Genomic DNA, 19,940 nt, shown 5'->3' with positions numbered 1-19,940 from the left:
TTACGAATGTTATACTCTTTCGTAAGAGTTATTGTATAAAAAAAGAGGCACGAAGCCTCTTTAATTTTATTTTCTTAATCCTAACTCTTTAACTATTGCACGATATCTTAAAACATCTTTCTTAGTTAAGTAATCAAGTAGGCTTCTTCTTTTTCCTACTAACATTACTAATGAACGCTCAGTGTTATAATCTTTACGATTGTTTTTTAAGTGCTCAGTTAAATGTTCAATTCTTTGTGTAAATAATGCAATCTGTCCTTCCGCAGAACCAGTATCTTTTGCGTTTTTACCGTGTTTCTTAAAGAGTTTCTCTTTTTCTTTTTTGTCTAAATACATGCTAATATTATTGTAAATGATTTTTATGTACGTTGAAAGTCAATCTTTCAAGCTGCAAATATAGTAATTTTTAATGATTTACAAATATTTTGGCACTACTGTTTTTTATACAATATTTAAAAGTAAATTTATGTTCTACTGAATGATGATTTGATGAGTTTCAATGACTCCTTCATAATTAAGAACCAAGGTATAGACACCTGAAGCTAAACTGCTAACGTTTATAGTTGTTAAAGTTGCTATTGCATTTGCCTCATACACCATCCAACCAGAACTTGTGAATAGTTTTATAACTAGTCCTTCGCCGTATTGTAATAGGCCTGCTGATTGGTTTGCTAATTTTACATTTAAAACGGTGTCAGCTGGAACAGGATAGATAACAAAATTATTGCTAGTAATACTACCTTCTGCATCTATTTTGTTGCATTTTTTAGTGCAATGCTTTATGTCGAAATTTATTGTTTTCCAACGTGACCATCCGCAATTGTTTCTCATTCTTACTTTAAATTGTATTTTGCCATTACATTGAGGACTAATAATTGCAAACTCATTATTAGATACAGACCAAGTAAAATTTGTGGAAACTTGTTGCCACTCAACTTCAGAGACTTCATTGTTTGAAGGTTGCATATTAAGTTTGATGGCTATATCATCACAACTGTTAAATGTAGCTATTGGGTCTGAAAGTCCAGTTTTGATTTTATTAATTTTTTCTACGGAAAGGACATCAGGTACTCCAATAAAGATGTTTTTACTAAAGCTTCTCCCATCTTCTATGGTTGCAATAATATGTCCATTACCATTACTTAATGCTTTTACAGTAATACTCTGATTATTGTTGTCTATTTCTAATATTTCAAGATTGAGAGAAGCAAACCAGGTTGGTTGTGAAGGTAATTTACAAGTTCCAAAATAAAATGTTCTTACTTCATCTAAGCAAAAGGCACTATCTCCATGTAAATCGGTATTATCTAAAGGATAGTATGGCGTTTGTTCATTGCCTGCTAATTCTTCAAATAGCCATTGTGCACTTTCTTTTGTGAAGCTTGTATGTTGCGTATTTTCATCATGGCCAAAATAACTATCAAAATAAGTCTCATCACTACAAATTAAATTATAATCTAGCGAATTCAACCAGCTTTGATCTGGATTTTTATGTGCTATAGCTGAAAATGAAGGAATAAAAGAGTGATTAGGTCTGAAATCACGTAGTTCAAATTCACTGTCTCCTAAAGAGCTAGATAACCAGTATATAATATTGTCTCCTGGGAATTCCCAAAAGCTTCCTCCTGCACCATCAATTGGTGATGTTCCTAGTATTGACGTTGCGATATCATTTTGCGCATTGAAATATCCACCTGGTACAATATCCATATTATCTCTTGAATTAATATTAGGAGATTTAAGTTTGAAATCCCTAAAACCTGCTTTAAATCTAGCAACTCTTTTGTAACCAGAGCCAAAAGAAGGCATGAAGTGACTTTCTAGACTCGCTATATGCACCTTAAAGTTAATTGAGCCAAAAGGCCATGGCAAATCAATATCTACCCTTTGGAATCCTCTAATATTAAGTACTTTTTCACTATTGTAGCCTATTGTTTTTCCTTTCAAAGAACCATTTATTAGTGCTATTTTACGTAAGTTTTGAGGATAACCATGTGAATTTGGTAAGCCATTATCTTCTAAATTATTATAATATGTTCTATAAAATAGTGAACCATCATCATTAGAATATCCTTGTGATGCTACTTTACCATTAAGATTATTTTCGTTTATGGAGTGAAGACTTGGTACATTTCTATGGAATTCAATTAATTGTTGTTTGGCAGCGACACTTCCTAATTGATTCATGTAAAAGTCATTAGCCGAATCACTATCGCCAATGGAGCTCGCTAAATATATGAGGGCTTGATCACCAACAGGAATGTTTGCACCTAGATGTGGACTATCGACACTTACCCATAAACCCGTATTGTGATTCCAATCTTCATCATTTGTGTCAGCATATTTTTTTTCCATATATGATAATGCATATCTCGATATTTGTCCACCCATACTTGGACCAACAATAGCGATTTCTTCATCGCTATTCACTTCAGCAAGTTTTAGCTTTATTTTCTTGATTAATGCCACTAATGCAAGAGCATTACTTTCGATGTAGTAGGCACCACCATCTATTGTAACTTGTTGATTATTATCTAAATTGGTTGTTTCATATGTTGGTTGATTAACTAGGATGACGTCGTAGCCAAGAGTTCTAAGTTTTGTCAAAATATTTGCATTTTCATTATTTTCATCATCATAAGCTTGAAAATCTACCATAGATTTATGTTTATTAGGGTCAAATACACCATTAGATAAATTTGCTGCTGCGCATTTAGGATCTTCTTCACAATCACAATCTTGGATTTTTCTTTTATCTCCTGGGTCAAAACCATCGATTATTATGACAGGTTTATACATGTTTAAATCTGAATGAAAAGATTCATCTGCATAAAAAATACGATAGTCAATTCGAGGAAATATTGTTGGATCATTTGTTTTATAACCTTTGAATGTTTCTTCAGCAATTACATAATCGTCTTTCGTTCTTGTATTACTAGCAGTACAAAGTCCGTTTAAACTATTTACTGATGGTGTATTTGGAATGTAGTGGAAATAGAAACTTCCATTAGTGATTAGTGTCGTATTGTCATTAAATGTAATTTGACAATTCAATTCTTTAGTGCCACTCGAGTTATAAGGTATGATAACATTTTGAGCTAAGAAATCTCCATTTGAAATGATAGTTTTTGTTATTGAACCAAAATCAATAGTTAAGGTTTTTATATCATTTTCTCCATTTTCTAAAAAGAGATTTTCATTAAAAATGAACTCTGCATTATGCCCTTTTACAATGGATTTAGTAGGTGCTACAATGCTTGTTTGCATGGAATAAAAAGGTGGTGTATTTGTAATCTGATTGAATTTTTGAGTGGTTTCATTTAATAATAGACCACCACTATTTGGGTTTTCAAAATTATAGTTTAGTATTTGAAAAGTAGAATTTAGAATAGCAACATCTAGGTGATTCTCTTGGGTTGTTGAAGCAATTCTATTTTCTAATTCTTGTAAACTAATTAAACGTGTTTGGTTGCTAGCATTGTGTAATTCGTTTAAGGCCTGTCTGAGATATTTGTAATCTGCAGTATTAGAGTAATTCGGTTTGTTGAAATTGTAAAGGTTAGCAAATTGAGTGACCCGTTCGTAAATGATTCCAGAAGTAACTGTGGATTTGTCGACATTGACCAACATTGAATCTAGTTTGGTCTGAGCATTGATAGCATTACTAATTAGTGTGAAAACTACCAATAGATAAAAATTTTTCATAATTTTGAGAGATTTTAGTTAATAAAATGATGTTGATTAAAATTATTTAGAGAGGCAAATTGCAGTTTGCCTCTTTTTTAGTTTATGGAAAGTCTGTTTCGTCTAAAGTTTCCCAATTAAAATCGAAGCGTCCATTTGTTATTTGTATGGTGTCGTGAGGTTCTTGGTAATTTCGAACACTTCCTGAAAATGTTCCTGAAACTAGTCTGCCATAGAAATTATAATTTGTGATAGTTATTGTTCCTGAGTTTTCATATGATAAGTAATTTTGATAATTTCCTACATCATCACGCCAAACTCGGCAATGCATATAAGTGTGATCTAATCCATCTATATTTGTTAATCCATTTGATTTGTCAATCACGTAGGTTATATCACCATTTTGATGAATGCCTTGAATATGGATGAAAATACTACTTGTTTTTTCACTTACATAATCATATAAGGCATATTCTTGATATTCTAGATTTCCAGATGGATCTCCCCAAACTATTGCTGCAGGATCATTACTATTAAAAGTTCCACTTCCATTACGTGGTATAAAGAGGAGTTCGTCTATATAGCAGCCAAATGTATTTGCACCAATTTGTGTAATTGGAGGTAAGGTTCTTTCATTCGTTAAAATGGCATCGTCGTTACCACAACTAAGACATAATGTTATAATTAAAATTATTAGGATTGAATTTTTCATTAGTTTGATGTTTTTGAGTTACTTTTAATTGAAATCTGTTTCATCTAGCGTTTCCCATTTAAAATCGAAACGTCCATTAGTGATTTGAATGGTATCATGTGGTTCTTGATAATTACGAACACTTCCCGAAAAAGTACCTGAAACTAGTCTGCCTGAGAGGCTATAATTGGTTATAGTAATTGTACCAGAGTTTTCATATGATAAGTAATTTTGATAATTTCCTACATCATCTCGCCAAACACGACAATGCATATAATTATGGTCTAATCCATCAATATTGGATAGTCCATTAGATTCATTGATAATATAAGCACCAACACCTGTGGCATCAAGTTCTTCTATGTGCATCAATAGACTTGCAGTTTTTTCACTTTTATAGTCTTTTATTTCAATTTCATTATAATCTAATGGGTGTGGATATCCGCCTTTGAAATAAATAGCTCTATCATTACTATTAAATGAGCCATCACCATCTCGTGGTATAAAGAGTAGTTCGTCTATATAGCAACCGAATGTATTTGCACCAATTTGTGTAATTGGAGGTAGAGTTCGCTTATTATTTGTTGTGTTGATGTCATCATTGCCGCAACTTAGTAGTGATGTTATTATTATTAATATTGTACTTAAGTTTTTCATGGTTTTTTATTTTTGAAATTGTATCTAATCACTGTTGAATAGATAAGTGTAATATTATTTTTATTAAATTCAGATTGAGATTGAAGACCAAGGGAGATTCTATTTTCATTAAGAAACATAAATCGAAGACCAACTGGAATATTGAAGTGTGAAGAATTAATTGTAATAGATTGATACTTCGTATAAGATTGGTGCTGAAATCCAATTCCAGCATAAATGTCGGTTTCCATCCAATTTAGAATTTTTGGACTTTTTTCATACAAAACATTTATAGAATAAAAACTATCATCACTTGTGCCTAAAATGTTTATATTAGAACCGGTATTTAATTGTAAGCGAATATCTTGTTTAAAGATTTCTATACCTACATCTAAACCAAAATGAAGTCCACCAGTATCAAAGTTGCCATTTTTGTTGTGAATATGAAAAATACTTAATGGTAAAAACTGGATATCATTTACTCTAAATTCTTGACCATTTACATAAAGAATTGATATACAAAAAAGAGATGCTATAAATTGCTTTTTCATTTTTTAGAAGGATTAATTTATACTAATATACAAAATAATATAGAAAATTTACTATATATGATAAATAATAATTATTATAAGTTGGGATTCAATAAAAGAAAGTGAGCCATTTGGCTTGTTTTTTTAGTTGTTAACTAACTAATCTAATCTCCAATGGTTTCCTTCTAGGTCATTAAAGCCTATTACGCCATATTCTGTATCATAATATAGGATATGAACATTTCTAGGATAATCTAATTGTGGATTTATGGTTTCTGTATTGCCAGATTCAATAATTCTTACGTTATTATAAGTTGTGTTATTAAAAGACATGCTTGTAACTTGAATATTATAGTCTAATATAATCGTTATATCGTATTCATCATCACCTAAATATCCATTCCAAAAGGGGAATTCTATATAGCTGTTAAAACTTGAAGCCTTTTTTTTATGAGGATAAATATTTGGATTGAAATTCAATGGATGTCTTTCATGCTTTACTTCAATTTGATTTGATAAATATGGCAAATCAACTAGTGATAAAATTAATTGCTGTTGATCAAAGCGATAATATTCAATAGATGAGTTACTCAAAAAACTACCTTTAGAATACGTGCTTTTATTTTTTAAATAATCTTTGACTTCAAATACAATTGTTTCTCCATCTTGGTTTTTATATATTATCGAGTTATCAAGATTGAAATTTAACAATAGGTTACTATTATCGTCATTTGTAAATTTATAATAAGTTAAATTTTCGAAGGGATTTTTAGATTCAGAATTTGTAGAGCAGCCAAGAGCCATGATACCAATTAATACAAGTGCTATTTTTTTCATAGTATTTGAATTTAGATTATTCTGTATCAGGATAATATACAAAAACTGATAGATTATTTACTATGTAACTTTGATTATTTTATTTTATTGTGTAGCATTAAATAGTATATATTGAGAATGATATAAAAAAAAGCGAGCCATTTGGCTCGCTTTTTTAATTTATGCAGTTCGTAAGGGTTGATTTTTTATCAAATCAATATATAAATTGACTTTCTTTTTTAAGTTCTTACGATGTGTTATAAAATCTAAGAATCCATGTTCTAATAAAAACTCAGAGGTTTGGAATCCTTCTGGTAATTCTTGCCCTGTTGTGTCTCTAACAACTCGAGGTCCAGCAAACCCAATCAAAGCTCCTGGCTCACCAATATTGATGTCACCTAGCATTGCAAATGATGCTGTGGTTCCTCCTGTAGTTGGATCAGTACTTAACGATATGTAAGGAATTCCAGCATCTGCCAATTGTGCTAGTTTAACTGAAGTTTTTGCTAATTGCATTAAAGACAAAGCCGCTTCCATCATACGTGCACCTCCAGATTTGGAAATGATCATAAAAGGAATCTTTTTCTTTAAGGCATAATCTGCAGCACGTGCAATTTTTTCACCTACAACACTACCCATAGAGCCTCCAATGAATGTAAAATCCATACAAGCAATTACTAAATTTTGTCCATTAGATTTTCCAACAGCAGTACGAACAGCATCTTTAAGTCCTGTTTTTTCTTGAGCAGCTTTTAAACGGTCTGGATATTTTTTAGTGTCTTCGAATTTTAATGGATCTTTTGATGTTAAATCGGGATCGAGTTCCTTGAATTTATTATCGTCAAATAAAATTTCAAAATATTCTTTACTTCCAATTCTAACGTGATATCCATCTTCCGGACTCACATAAAAGTTTTGTTCTAATTCTTTAGTGTCTACAATTTTACCAGTAGGAGATTTATACCACAACCCTTTGGGTGTGTCTTTTTTCTCTTCAGTAGTGGTTTGTATTCCTTTATCTTTTCTTTTAAACCAAGCCATTTAATCAGATTTAGTTAATTAGTTAGAGTGCAAAGTTATAAAGTATTTACATTATTAAGGTCTTCAAATGCTTTTTTTAGACGTTCAACAAATGCATCTTCACCTTTACGTAACCAAACTCTTGGGTCGTAATACTTTTTGTTAGGAACATCGTTACCATCTGGATTACCAATTTGAGCTTTTAAATAGGCTTCTTTTTCGCCCATATAATCACGAACACCACTCATAAATGCATATTGCATGTCTGTATCAATATTCATTTTTATAACTCCATAACCAATAGCTTCTCTTATTTCTTCAACAGTAGAACCTGAGCCACCATGAAATACAAAATCAATGTGGTTATGAGGTAGATTGTGTTTGTTAGATAAAAATTCTTGTGAATTCTTTAATATTTTAGGTGTTAGTTTAACGTTTCCAGGTTTATAAACACCATGAACATTTCCAAAGGCTGCAGCAATTGTAAACTGGTCACTTACTTTGCTTAATTCTTCATAAGCATAAGCTACTTCTTCAGGTTGTGTGTATAATTTTGAATCATCAACATCAGTATTATCAACACCATCTTCTTCTCCACCAGTAATACCTAATTCAATTTCTAAAGTCATTCCCATTTTACTCATTCGTTCAAGGTATGATTTACAAATCTCTATGTTTTCTTCAATAGGTTCTTCAGATAAATCGATCATATGAGAACTATATAAAGATTTTCCTGTGGCTTTGAAATGTTGCTCACTCGCGTCTAATAATCCGTCAATCCAAGGCAATAATTTTTTTGCACAGTGGTCTGTATGTAATATGACAGGAACATCATAAGCTTCAGCCATAAGGTGTATGTGCTTTGCACCTGCAATAGAACCAGCAACTGCTGCTTTTTGATCTTCGTTGCTTAATCCTTTACCTGCATTGAATTGTGCTCCTCCATTTGAAAATTGAATAATTACTGGAGCATTTAAAGCTTTTGCTGTTTCTAAAACACCATTAATAGTATTTGATCCAATGACATTAACTGCAGGTAAGGCAAAGCCTTTTTCTTTAGCTAGTTTGAAAATCTCTTGTACTTCTCTTCCAGTAGCAACTCCACCTTTGATATTATGACTCATTTTTGTGATTTTTTTAGTTGAAAAATATGTTATCAAAAATACACAATTTTTAAATAAATGAAGTGCTATTTGTTACTTAGATAGCTAATAAATCTACGCAAACGTTATTGTTGGTTGAATTAAAAAGGATAGTTTATTCCGATGTTGTAAACTGCATGACCAAAATTGTAATCTTTAAACCATCGAGCACCAAGTTGCCTTGAAGGATCATAGGTTTTAAATCCAACATCTAATCTTAATATGAAAAAACTAAAGTCGTAACGGATGCCAAATCCAGAACCAACTGCAATATTTTCTAAAGAGTTTAGTCCTTCAAATGTTGCCTCTTTATCTTCAACGTCATCAAGAACATTCCAGATATTTCCTGCATCAACGAAAATCGCACCATTAAATCGACCAACGAGGTTAAAACGTTGTTCTGCACTTAAGGTGATTTTCATATTTGCTTCGTTAAACTCATTTGTTGATAATGAGCTTCCAGGTCCGAGATTATATGCAGACCAAGCTCTTATGTCGTTTGGTCCACCTGCAAAGAAACTTTCAGCAAAAGGAATATTATCTGAATTGCCATACGGAATTGCTATGCCGAAATAACTACGAATTGCAAACACGTTTTTCTTACCCAAATCCCAGTGCTTAACATAATCTAATTCGGTTTTTATAAATTGAGAGAATGGTACGCCAAATATTTCATATTTACCATTGCTATTTTTATTTAAATTAAATGTCTTAGACAAGTTTGTAAGTAAATTTCCGGCTGTTTCAACTCTAAATCTAAAGATTGAAAAATCATTATCAAATAGATTTTCTCTATGGTCTTTTATATAATTGAAACTTGATGAGAAAATGAGGTTGTCTTCAGTAAGACGATCTTTACGTTGAGAAATATTATTGATATCTTCATAGCTGTCATCATCAGGAGTTAAAGATGTGTTATTAGATAGAACATCATTAATAAAAGTATTTGCACCATTAGGAATAGACAAATCATTATTACTGTTTATGTAGTTGATGTTTTTTGCAATTTGATTTAATCTATCATAAGAGTTTTGATACACACCAAAATAATTGTTGGTGTTTAAGTTTTTTACAAACTGTACATTAAATAAATCAATATTATTGGTTACTTTCTTTGATGGATACCAGTTATAATTGAAAGCACCTGTAAGGGTTTGTTTATCAAGGCCAATATTGCGCTGACTTGTAGCGCCTATACTAATTCTTGTACTTGGAGACATGTATTTAGGAATGATATTGTCTGTATTAAATGGTACAAAAAGCCTTGGTATACTGAGTCTTAAATTTCCACCATATTCATTTATGTCAAAAAATTGATCTCTACCGTCTGCAGCATCTTTTGAAGCGCCAATAGCACCTAGAACAGATATCTCTAAAGTTTCAGCACCTCTAAAAACATTTCTAATTATAAGGCCAGTACTTAATGCAAATCCAACAGTTTGAATATTACTTTGAGTAACATCAAAATCAAAACCTAAATCGTATTTCTTTTTTGGTGATAAGTAAATATTTGCTGTTAAAGTTGTGTCTTGTTCATTTTCAATATATGTGATGTTGGGATAGTTAAATGCTTTAAGTTCGCTTAAATACTTATACGTTCTTGTTCTATCAATATCTCTAAAAATTTGATCTTTTTCAATGAAAATGGCATCTGTTAGTGCTTTGGGTCTATACTTTAATTTTTCGTGACTATATAAGTTGTAATTGTTATAGTGTACAGAGTCTACAATGGGCTTACCTTTGTTCTCAAATCTGTCGTCACTATAAATATTAACATCTTTTACTGTATAGATTTTAAAGGGAACTCTTGAAATAGAATCTTCAGATCGAATCGCTCTATTTTCTATAATCAATTCTGTATTGACTTTATCGCCTGGCAGAATAGTGTCAATATCAAATCTAATATAATCTTGACCAAAATGATATAAACCAGAATTTCTTAATTCTGCTGTAAGTCTGTTTCGCTCTTTGGTGTAATTCAATTCATCAAATTGTTGCCCTTGTTTTATGAGTGAATTTTCTTTAAATTTTTTACGATATAAGGAATCAACAACTGGAGATGCAATACTAGTTGTAATAGAATCTAAATAAAAAGGATTACCTCGAACTACTTTATAAGTTACACTTGCTTTTTGAGTGCTATCTTTTTCAACGTCATAAGATGTATTAACGTTAAACCAGCCTTTACTGTAAAAATATTTTTTAAGTCCTGCTGCTGTTTTTTCCGCTTTTAAATCATTGAAAATTACAGGCGCTTCACCTGTTTTTTTTAGCCATGTATTAAACCCTTTTTTTGAATTAATTAAAGCTTCATATTGTTTTAATGAGAGCAACTTTTTTTGTCCAGTTCTTGGGTTTTCAGGATTTCTGTATTTGTCATTTAAAATGGAATCGATATTAGGTCTTGCCAAATTAAATATGTGTAGTCGAAGCGGAATCCCTAATAATTCACCATTAGGCTTTTGGTAAATAAGATTGTCAATGGTTTCAGTCTTATCTTTTTTATCATCAACTAAGACCGTGTTTTCTGTTAATAAATGCTCATTTTCGCCTACATGCTTCATTACGTTACATGAGGTTGCAAAGGTGATAGATATTAAGAGAAACGATATGTAGTAGAGGCTTTTTTTCAAAAAAAATTAATTAGAAAAACGACGTAATTCAAATGTACTGTTTTAATGTGCTATAGCATAACAAAAAATAGACCAAAAAAGTATTACTTTGTAAATTCAATACAAGAAACAAAAGTAAATACATTTTGAGTATAACAAAAAATGATATTAAGTTAATTAAATCCTTAAATCAAAAAAAGTTTAGACACCAAGAACAACTTTTTTTAGTTGAAGGTGTAAAAGGGATTCGTGAATTTTTAAATTCAGATTTTGAGCTCTATCAATTATTCGCTACTGATGCTATTTTTGATGTTGAAACAACGTTAATTTCGCCTAAAGATCTTCAAAGAATTAGTGCATTAAAAACTCCAAATACAGGGCTGGCTATTTTTAGAATACCTAAGCCTAAACCTGTTCTAGAATCTTCATTAGTTTTAGCGCTTGATGATGTTAGAGATCCAGGGAATTTAGGAACCATTATACGATTATGTGATTGGTTTGGAATAGAAAAACTCATTTGTAGTTTAGAAACTGTAGATTGTTATAATCCTAAAGTAGTACAAGCTACAATGGGTTCGTTAACGCGAATACAAATTAATTATACAAATTTAGAAAGGTACCTTGAACACACTAAACTTGAAACTTTTGGTACGTTTATGGATGGGAATAGTATTTATTCAGAAGCATTACCACAAGAAGGAGTCATAATAATGGGTAATGAAGCCAATGGTATTTCTAAAAAAATTGAACGTTTAATCTCTAAAAAAATTGGTATCCCAAGGTTTGGAGATTTGAAAGCTACAGAAAGTTTAAATGTGGCTACAGCTACTGCAATTGTTTTAAGTGCTTTTAAAGGGCGTTGATTTAATATTCAATAAACATTGTGAAATACCGTTTATACACTTAATAAAGGCATGGATTTTGTATATCTTTACTTATAAAACTATCTTAAAATGAAATTTAGTACTCTATTTTTATTCGCTTTTTGTTTGCCATTATTTATGATGGCTCAAGTTGAAGAAATAAATCCTCCAAATTATATTAAAACAATTACTTTTAAAAGTAGAAATACACAGCAAGGAGAATTGCCAATTTTGAGATTAAATGAACCATTTTATTTGGAGTTTGATGCTTTATTAGCTTCTGAACCTGATTTTTACTATACCATAGAACATTATAATTACGATTGGACAAAATCTAACCTTGTAAAAATGGAATACATGAAAGGATTTGATGATTTTAGAATTGTAAATTATGACAACTCATATAATGCTTATCAATTATATTCTCATTATAGACTACAAATTCCTAATGCACAAACACGAGCATTGACTAAAACGGGGAATTATATAATTTCAATTTTTAATGATGATAGAGAACTCGTTTTTACTAGAAAATTTATGATTTATGAACAAAAAGTTGGCGTAGGTGTTGCCGTAAAACGTTCCAGAGATGTGAGGTTTATCGCAGGAAAACAAAGTGTAGATATTTCAATAAATTCAAACAGCTTAAATCTTAATAACCCACTACAGACCGTTAATACTTTAATTATACAGAACAATAATTTGCGTACAGCAATTAAAAATGTAAAGCCACAATATACTTTAGGTAAAGAGCTCGTTTATAGATATACTCATGAAACTGCTTTTTGGGCTGGAAATGAGTTCCGTTTTTTTGAAAATAAAGATGTTAGAGCAGCTAATATTGGTGTGCAATTTGTAGATTTAAAAGATATTTATCATAATTATTTGTTTGTGAATTCAGAACGAGGAAGTAGACCATATACATATAATCCAGATATTAACGGTAATTTTTTAATTAATGCAATCGATGTAGAAAACGTAAGTATTGAAGCAGATTATACAATGACTCATTTCGCGTTAGCTTATCCAGAACTTACTGATGGTAGCAAAGTTTATATTTATGGTAATTTTAATAATTATGCTTTAGAAGAGATGAATAGAATGGTGTTTAATAGTGATGAGAATTTTTATCAAGCAGCATTTAAACTCAAACAAGGTTTTTATAATTATAAATATGTTATTGTTGATTCAGAAGGGAATTTAGACGAAGGTCGTATTAGTGGCAATTTTTGGCAAACAGAAAACAATTATAAAGTGCTAGTGTATTATAGAGATCTAGGAGCAAGGTATGATAAGTTAATCGGTTTTGGTGAATCGACTTCGGTAAATATTTCGAACTAAATTGAATTAGGATTAATGTGTTGTGTATGATTTGTGCGGCTTAGAATCTGCAGGATTTTCAGTTGTAGCAAATCAGATGATTAAAGATATAAATTTAAATTGAAGTAGGAGGATAGCATTGATTATGCACGTTGTTACCTTCTGGCAATTTCACTGTCTTTTCTGCTTGTTTAATATGTCTTTCATTATGATATATTACAACCCTAAATGTATCACCTAATCTCAATTTGATTAATGATGAAATTGAAATTGCTGTTTTAGTTTTGTCTAAATTTACTTTTTTAGACTTATCTAAAAGCTCTATTATTTGATGTTGTTGATTTATAAATTTGTGTAGTGTTTGAATATCTAGTTTTGAGTTTAAAGGATTCATAGATTTAAACGTTTTCATTTTGTTTAAATCCTCATTGTAAGAAACTGATTTGCTAAAATATTTACCTAGCCAATTACTTTTAAAAATTTCAGAATGCTTGTATTTAGAAGTTTTTATTTTGTTTGTTATTTCTGGAATATAGAAATCTCCATACCAATTTAGATGTTCAATGCATTCTAATGCACTCCAACTTTCAGAGTCTTGTTTCCAATTGAGAGAATCAAGAGGTTGCTTTTTTAATTGTTCTACGCTGTTTAAGTTCTCACGAGTAATCTCTAATAAGTTTTGTAATAATTTTTCAGTTGCTAATGCCATTATATTTATTTTATGACAAATATCAATAGATAATTTTTTAAAAAAATTGATTGAAATTAAGATTTTTTAATTCTAGAAAGTGTTTCAGGTGTCATTCTTAAATACGAAGCAATATATTTATTTGGTACTTCTTGAAATAGCTGAGGACTTCGTTCCAATACTCTTTTGTATCGTTCAATTGGAGATGATGTAAGAATATCTCTTTCTCTTTCCATTTGCTGCAAAACGAAACTCTCTAAAATAGAAAGCCATATTTCTTTATTTTCTGATGATGATTCGATGAAGGATTTATACTTTTTCTTATTGATGATTTTAACATGAGTTCTTTTTAACGCTTGAATATAGAAGTCTGAAGGTTTTTCATTTAAAAAAGAATCTAGAGAGGCTATTAAGTTGTCCTTATAACCAAATCTTATTGTATGTTCTTCGAATTCATCAACTACAAATATTCTTAGGCTCCCACTTTTTACCAAATAAATATTTGTGTCAATACTTCCTTTTACCTTTAAATATTCATTGCGTTCTAATTCGATTTCTCTATCCCAAAGTTGTTGGCTGTTTATTTTGTCAATTAAATTTGAAATTGGGTTCATATTAGCTTGCAAGTAACACCAAATATCAACTCTTTATGCGTGTCATATTTTAGTTTTTTTTCAATGAATTGTTCTGAAGTTTCACAATAAAAACGACACTGTTCAATTGGTTTTGCGTATAAATGCAAACTCATAGACTTTCCATTAAATCGATTTCTTAATTTATGAAAACCAATTCTATCATTCATAAATGATAACTGTTGAGGTAAGATATTTTGCGACCGTTCTTCTACTAGGTAATTAGAATCGTCTAATGAATAAAAAACTTCTTCCATTTCTCCATGTAATAAATATACCCAACAATCTTCACCATCATGACCATGTATTGAAGTCTCTTGACCTTCATTCCAACACAATAAAAGCAATTCAAATTGTGAATCTTTATACAAGCAATTTCGAGTGTATTTTTTTGATGACCAACTCTCGAAATCTTGAAATTCTATGGTGTTAAAATCAAAATTATTCAATATTGAATTGTAATGCGATTTTGTGGTTTCCGACAACAGTTGTATTAATTCTTGAATGTTTTCTGGCGATTTCAATAAGCTAAAAATAAATTAGAAAGAGATTGTTATAATAATTTGAGAAAATAGGAATAAATTTACACAAAGCCAAAAATTAGAGAACCAAAACCACTTATGCATAACGACTTAAAATTGTTTATTGAACTCGCTGAGTTTTTAATTTCTGAAGAAACAAACAATCCTGTTGCAGTACCTATTGATGCCAAAACACTTTATAATACTATAGATCTAGAGCTTAGAGACGAACCTACAATTGATGATGCCTTTAAAAATACGTTAAAAGATATTGTGAAAAGCACTCCCAAAACAGCCTCAAAAGCTTTTTTTAATCAGTTGTTTGGTGGAAGAATCTCTAGAGCGACTTTAGGAGATTTATTGGCTGTAATGCTTAATAATAGCATGTACACATATAAAGTTGCTGGAGTTCAAGTTGGCATCGAAAAAGTAATATTGCAACAAATTTGTAATCGCATAGGTTATGGTAATGAGAGTGATGGTACACTAGCACCTGGAGGTTCAATGAGTAATTATATGGCAATGTTAATGGCTAGAGATGCTTTTGATGCTTCAATAAGAAATGAAGGTGTGTCTAAGAGATTAATAGCATATACTTCAGATGCATCTCATTATTCAGTGACTAAAAATGCATCTTTTGCTGGTATTGGAAGACAACAAGTAAGGTCTGTAAAAACAAATGCTAAAGGTGAAATGTTGACTGAAGATTTAGCAGTTCAAATTCAAAATGATATTAACAAAGGTTATCATCCATTCTTTGTAAATGCGACTGCAGGAACTACTGTTTTAGGTGCTTTTGATCATGTTGTGAGCATCAGTAAGGTTTGTAAAACTCATAACCTTTGGTTGCATTTAGATGGTGCTTATTGTGGCTCCGTTATTTTTAGTAAACAATATCAACATTTAGTAGAAGGTATTGAGTTAACAGATTCATTTAGTTTAAATGCCCATAAGATGTTAGGTACACCTTTGGGATGTTCAATTATCGTAACTAAAAATAAAAAACACTTATACCAATCGTTTTCAAATGATGCCGATTATCTCTATCAAACAGATGATGATGCTTTTAATTTAGGTAAGACCTCACTTCAATGTGGTCGACGTAACGATGCCTTAAAACTTTGGACACTCTGGAAGTCTGTTGGAAACCTTGGACTTGAAAAAATTGTAGACCATCAATTCAAGCTTGCAGATTTTGCTAGACATTATATAAAATCAAATCCAAATTATACATTGTACAGTTTTGACGATTCTATTTCTGTATGTTTTAACTATAAAGGTGTTTCAGCGAAAACCTTGTGTACTAAGCTCTATGAGCATTCAAAATTAATGGTTGGCTATGGCACATTTAGAGAGGATACATTTGTTAGATTAGTGACTATTAATACGCAAGTTGAAGAAAAAGATATTGTTGCATTTTTCAAAACTTTAGAAGCATTTGTTGCTTCGGAAGATTTTTAGTGTGATACAAAAAAGTAGTTTCTTGTGTTAAATTTTTGCATAATTAGAAATAAACTCAGATATTATGTCAGAATTTAGCTATTTTTACAAACTTAATTTTAATTATTTTAATGGTACAACAAGTTACTAGTGGTATAAAAATTTCTGTCGAAACAACTTTCGAAGGCACATTTTATAAAAATTATAAAGTGCATTTCGCGTTTGGATATAAAGTTACCATAGAAAATCAAAGTAAAGATTCTGTACAATTAAATTCTAGATATTGGAAAGTGTTAGATGCACTTAATAATGTTGAGATTATTGAAGGTGAAGGCGTTATAGGAAAAAAACCTGTTTTAAAACCTGGTGAATCTCATACATACAATTCTGGATGCTTACTTACTTCACCATTTGGTGCAATGCAAGGACATTACAATATGGTTAACTTTACGAATACCAATAAATTTAAAGTGATTATTCCTTCATTTAAATTAAGTGCGCCATTTGCGCTTAACTAGTCATTATATTTTTTCAAAAATTTAAATCTATACGTGGCATTATTCTGCATAATGTGAAAATATTGACAATTTGAATAATGTATGAATTCATAGTTAGTTGAAATATCAAACCCTTCAGAATCTATCATGTAAATTCCATCACAGTCAATGTTCCCATATGGTGAAATTCTTCTGAAACGAAATTCAGTTTGGTGATTCAAATCATAAAGTTCAAACCAAGCTCCCGATCCAATGCCACTTAACCATTGTGCATGATTTTTTATAATCGTATTGTGTTTTGGTTCAAGTGATCCAACTACATTTGGGATGTATCCTTTTAGAACATCTAAAAACAGTCGTCTATTTTCTTTTCTAACAGTTGAATTAAATTTTGAAATTTGACGAGACTCAGATACGATATAAACATGGTTTTCTGTGTCAGAAAGAACAACATTTCCGATAGTACTTGGAGTAAACCATTTTGATTTAATAAGATTAGATTTGATGGAAGCATCAGTAACACTCGTAATTAAAGTGTCAGTTACAAAACGTGAACAATTGGAAGCATTCTTTATAAATGCAGCATAACGAATAAATCCTTGATTTTGAATTGTAGTTATATACTGTTTCGCTTTTTGATAATCTATGGCATTACAAACGGAAGCATATAGATTTCCCTCTCCATGAGTGAGTTTTGGATGTGACGCTAAAAATTTTAAAATGTCATCAAGATTTGCAATTTGATTGTTTTCAATTTGTGGAACAATAGGAATATGTAGCTCGAAATCAGTGTCTCGACCTCTAACTCTACCATGGCCTAAAGATGTCGTATATCTTCCAAAATCAAAATATTCTAAAACACCAGTAGATTTATCAATTAAAACTAAAGCTGCATGTCCAGCTCTTACATGTGTCTTGTTTCCAACAAACAAAAATCTAAGAAAAGGGGAGTACCATTCTTCAGCGTGAGTCACTATGGTTTCAGGATAAGCAAGTGTAATAATAAATGCGTCGTTCATTTCAGAATTAAAGCAAGCAACTTACAAAAAATTATGCATTTTTTTAACTTCCATTTAATAGTTGCTAAACTCATTAGTTATCAAAAAATTGTACCTTTGCAACTTCAAAACAATAACCAATTTTTAATCAAAATATAAAATGGGAAAAGGATTTTTTAATGTGCCAGTGGCTATAAATGAACCTGTTAAGTCATATGCTCCAGGTTCACCAGAACGCGCAGCTGTATTAGAGGCTTATAGCACTATGTGGAATTCAAAAATTGATGTGCCTATGTACATTAATGGTGAAAATGTATCGACAGGAAACACAAAAACCATGTCAGCACCTCATGATCATCAACACGTTGTTGGTAATTATCATTTAGCTGAAAAATCTCATATTGATGACGCTATTTCTACGGCTTTAGAAGCAAGAACTGAATGGGCAGAATTACCATGGGAACAACGTGCAGGTATTTTTTTAAAAGCAGCCGAATTAATTGCTGGCCCTTACAGAGCAAAAATAAACGCAGCAACAATGATTGCGCAATCTAAAACAGTGCATCAGGCAGAAATTGATGCCTCATGTGAGTTGATAGATTTCTTGCGTTTTAATGTGCAATTTATGACAGACATTTATCATGAGCAACCAGATAGTACAAGTGATGCTTGGAACCGATTAGAATATCGTCCACTTGAAGGTTTTGTATATGCAGTAACTCCATTTAATTTTACAGCAATTGCAGCCAATCTTCCTGCCTGTATGGCCATGATGGGCAATGTTGTAGTATGGAAACCTAGTGATAGTCAGATATTTTCTGCTAAAATAATTATGGATGTTTTTGAAGAAGCAGGTGTTCCTCCAGGAGTAATTAATGTTGTATTTGGTGATCCAGTTATGATTACTGATACAGTAATGGATAGTCCTGATTTTTCAGGTTTACATTTTACAGGTTCTACTTTTATATTTAAGGAGCTTTGGAAAAAAATAGGAAATAATATTCACAACTATAAAACCTACCCTAGAATTGTTGGTGAAACAGGAGGGAAAGATTTTATAGTAGCACACAAATCGGCAAACCCAAAACAAGTTGCGACTGCAATTTCTAGAGGTGCTTTTGAATTTCAAGGTCAGAAATGTAGTGCAGCCTCACGTGCTTACGTACCATCAAATATTTGGGAAGACGTTAAAAGTCAAGTTGTAGCAGATGTGAAGTCTTTCAAAATGGGATCTCCTGCAGATTTAGAAAACTTTGTTACCGCAGTAATTCATGAAGGTTCTTTTGATAAATTAGCGAAATACATTGATCAAGCTAAAGCCGATGCAGATGCTGAAATTATTGTTGGTGGAAATTATGATAAAAGCAAAGGTTACTTTATTGAACCTACAGTGATTGTTACAAATAACCCAAACTATACAACAATGTGTACCGAGTTATTTGGACCAGTAATTACAATATATGTATATGATGAAAATCAATATTCAGAAACTCTAAAATTAGTAGATGAAACAAGCGAATATGCTCTAACTGGTGCGATTTTATCAACAGATAGGTATGCTATTCAAGAAGCAACAAAAGCCTTACAAAATTGTGCTGGAAACTTCTATATAAACGATAAGCCAACAGGTGCTGTTGTAGGTCAGCAACCTTTTGGAGGAGCTAGAGCCTCAGGTACCAATGATAAAGCTGGTAGTGCACTTAACTTATTACGTTGGGTGTCTCCGCGAATGATTAAAGAAACATTTGTTACACCTACAGATTATCGTTATCCATTTTTAGGTTAAGAATACACTTATTGAACACTTATTGAAGCTAAAAAAATCCTCAACATATACCGTTAGAGGATTT

At 31.1% G+C, this 19,940-nt stretch carries 18 protein-coding genes; 5 read left to right on the top strand and 13 right to left on the bottom strand.

Translation table 11 applies throughout. The annotated features are described in order from the left end of the window. Positions 1-66 precede the first annotated feature (66 nt). The 9 genes from rpsO to tamL form a co-directional block, all read right to left on the bottom strand. Positions 67-336, bottom strand: coding sequence for a 30S ribosomal protein S15 (rpsO, locus tag MUN68_RS13705; protein WP_249996849.1), 270 nt, complete (start codon positions 334-336; stop codon positions 67-69). A 135-nt stretch (positions 337-471) separates the two neighbouring features. Further along, positions 472-3,705, bottom strand: coding sequence for a T9SS type A sorting domain-containing protein (locus tag MUN68_RS13700; protein ID WP_249996846.1), 3,234 nt, complete (start codon positions 3,703-3,705; stop codon positions 472-474). 82 nt (positions 3,706-3,787) lie between these two features. Then, positions 3,788-4,396, bottom strand: a complete 609-nt coding sequence (locus MUN68_RS13695) for a hypothetical protein (RefSeq protein WP_249996845.1) — start codon at positions 4,394-4,396, stop codon at positions 3,788-3,790. 24 nt (positions 4,397-4,420) lie between these two features. Then, positions 4,421-5,032 (bottom strand): hypothetical protein, encoded by a 612-nt coding sequence (locus MUN68_RS13690; protein WP_249996843.1) that lies wholly within the window; start codon positions 5,030-5,032, stop codon positions 4,421-4,423. Then, the gene (locus tag MUN68_RS13685) at positions 5,029-5,562 is read right to left on the bottom strand and encodes a hypothetical protein (protein ID WP_249996841.1); all 534 of its coding nucleotides are present in this window, start codon (positions 5,560-5,562) and stop codon (positions 5,029-5,031) included. The genes MUN68_RS13690 and MUN68_RS13685 overlap by 4 nt, the downstream gene beginning before the upstream one ends. 138 nt (positions 5,563-5,700) lie before the next feature. After that, positions 5,701-6,378 carry a hypothetical protein gene (locus MUN68_RS13680; RefSeq protein ID WP_249996839.1) on the bottom strand — a complete coding sequence of 226 codons (678 nt, stop codon included), beginning with the start codon at positions 6,376-6,378 and terminating at the stop codon, positions 5,701-5,703. A gap of 159 nt (positions 6,379-6,537) precedes the next feature. Then, positions 6,538-7,398, bottom strand: a complete 861-nt coding sequence (accD, locus tag MUN68_RS13675; RefSeq protein ID WP_249996837.1) for an acetyl-CoA carboxylase, carboxyltransferase subunit beta — start codon at positions 7,396-7,398, stop codon at positions 6,538-6,540. A 35-nt stretch (positions 7,399-7,433) separates the two neighbouring features. Further along, the gene (gene fbaA, locus MUN68_RS13670; protein ID WP_249996836.1) at positions 7,434-8,501 is read right to left on the bottom strand and encodes a class II fructose-bisphosphate aldolase; all 1,068 of its coding nucleotides are present in this window, start codon (positions 8,499-8,501) and stop codon (positions 7,434-7,436) included. 119 nt (positions 8,502-8,620) lie between these two features. Beyond that, on the bottom strand, positions 8,621-11,083 hold the full coding sequence (gene tamL, locus MUN68_RS13665; RefSeq protein ID WP_249996833.1) for a translocation and assembly module lipoprotein TamL: 2,463 nt from the start codon (positions 11,081-11,083) through the stop codon (positions 8,621-8,623). A gap of 194 nt (positions 11,084-11,277) precedes the next feature. On the opposite strand from tamL, the gene MUN68_RS13660 reads away from it, so the two are divergent. Then, entirely contained in the window at positions 11,278-11,994 is a 717-nt protein-coding gene (locus tag MUN68_RS13660) for a TrmH family RNA methyltransferase (RefSeq protein ID WP_249996831.1), read from the top strand. Positions 11,995-12,084: 90 nt separating this feature from the next. After that, complete coding sequence (locus tag MUN68_RS13655) at positions 12,085-13,335, top strand: type IX secretion system plug protein (protein ID WP_249996830.1); 1,251 nt, start codon at positions 12,085-12,087, stop codon at positions 13,333-13,335. 94 nt (positions 13,336-13,429) lie between these two features. Here the strand turns inward: MUN68_RS13655 and MUN68_RS13650 are convergent, their stop codons facing one another. The 3 genes from MUN68_RS13650 to MUN68_RS13640 are packed head-to-tail and all read right to left on the bottom strand — an operon-like array spanning position 13,430 to position 15,158. After that, the gene (locus MUN68_RS13650) at positions 13,430-14,023 is read right to left on the bottom strand and encodes a DinB family protein (protein WP_249996828.1); all 594 of its coding nucleotides are present in this window, start codon (positions 14,021-14,023) and stop codon (positions 13,430-13,432) included. 56 nt (positions 14,024-14,079) lie between these two features. After that, on the bottom strand, positions 14,080-14,616 hold the full coding sequence (locus MUN68_RS13645) for a Crp/Fnr family transcriptional regulator (RefSeq protein WP_249996826.1): 537 nt from the start codon (positions 14,614-14,616) through the stop codon (positions 14,080-14,082). Further along, positions 14,613-15,158 carry a cysteine dioxygenase gene (locus MUN68_RS13640; protein WP_249996825.1) on the bottom strand — a complete coding sequence of 182 codons (546 nt, stop codon included), beginning with the start codon at positions 15,156-15,158 and terminating at the stop codon, positions 14,613-14,615. Before MUN68_RS13640 ends, MUN68_RS13645 begins: the two co-directional genes overlap by 4 nt. A gap of 96 nt (positions 15,159-15,254) precedes the next feature. On the opposite strand from MUN68_RS13640, the gene MUN68_RS13635 reads away from it, so the two are divergent. Beyond that, on the top strand, positions 15,255-16,616 hold the full coding sequence (locus MUN68_RS13635; protein ID WP_249996823.1) for a pyridoxal phosphate-dependent decarboxylase family protein: 1,362 nt from the start codon (positions 15,255-15,257) through the stop codon (positions 16,614-16,616). A gap of 110 nt (positions 16,617-16,726) precedes the next feature. Next, the gene (gene apaG / locus MUN68_RS13630) at positions 16,727-17,113 is read left to right on the top strand and encodes a Co2+/Mg2+ efflux protein ApaG (RefSeq protein ID WP_040247716.1); all 387 of its coding nucleotides are present in this window, start codon (positions 16,727-16,729) and stop codon (positions 17,111-17,113) included. On the opposite strand, the gene MUN68_RS13625 is transcribed toward apaG, so the two are convergent. Continuing rightward, the gene (locus MUN68_RS13625) at positions 17,110-18,111 is read right to left on the bottom strand and encodes a DUF6695 family protein (RefSeq protein ID WP_249996820.1); all 1,002 of its coding nucleotides are present in this window, start codon (positions 18,109-18,111) and stop codon (positions 17,110-17,112) included. The two genes, apaG and MUN68_RS13625, sit on opposite strands and share 4 nt — an antisense overlap. Positions 18,112-18,250: 139 nt before the next feature. Between MUN68_RS13625 and pruA the strand changes: the two genes are divergently transcribed. After that, positions 18,251-19,876 carry an L-glutamate gamma-semialdehyde dehydrogenase gene (gene pruA / locus MUN68_RS13620; protein WP_249996818.1) on the top strand — a complete coding sequence of 542 codons (1,626 nt, stop codon included), beginning with the start codon at positions 18,251-18,253 and terminating at the stop codon, positions 19,874-19,876. Positions 19,877-19,940: the final 64 nt, after the last annotated feature.

The organism is Psychroserpens ponticola (assembly GCF_023556315.2).
GTDB lineage: Bacteria > Bacteroidota > Bacteroidia > Flavobacteriales > Flavobacteriaceae > Psychroserpens > Psychroserpens ponticola.
This window is presented reverse-complemented; position numbering and strand designations above follow the sequence as displayed.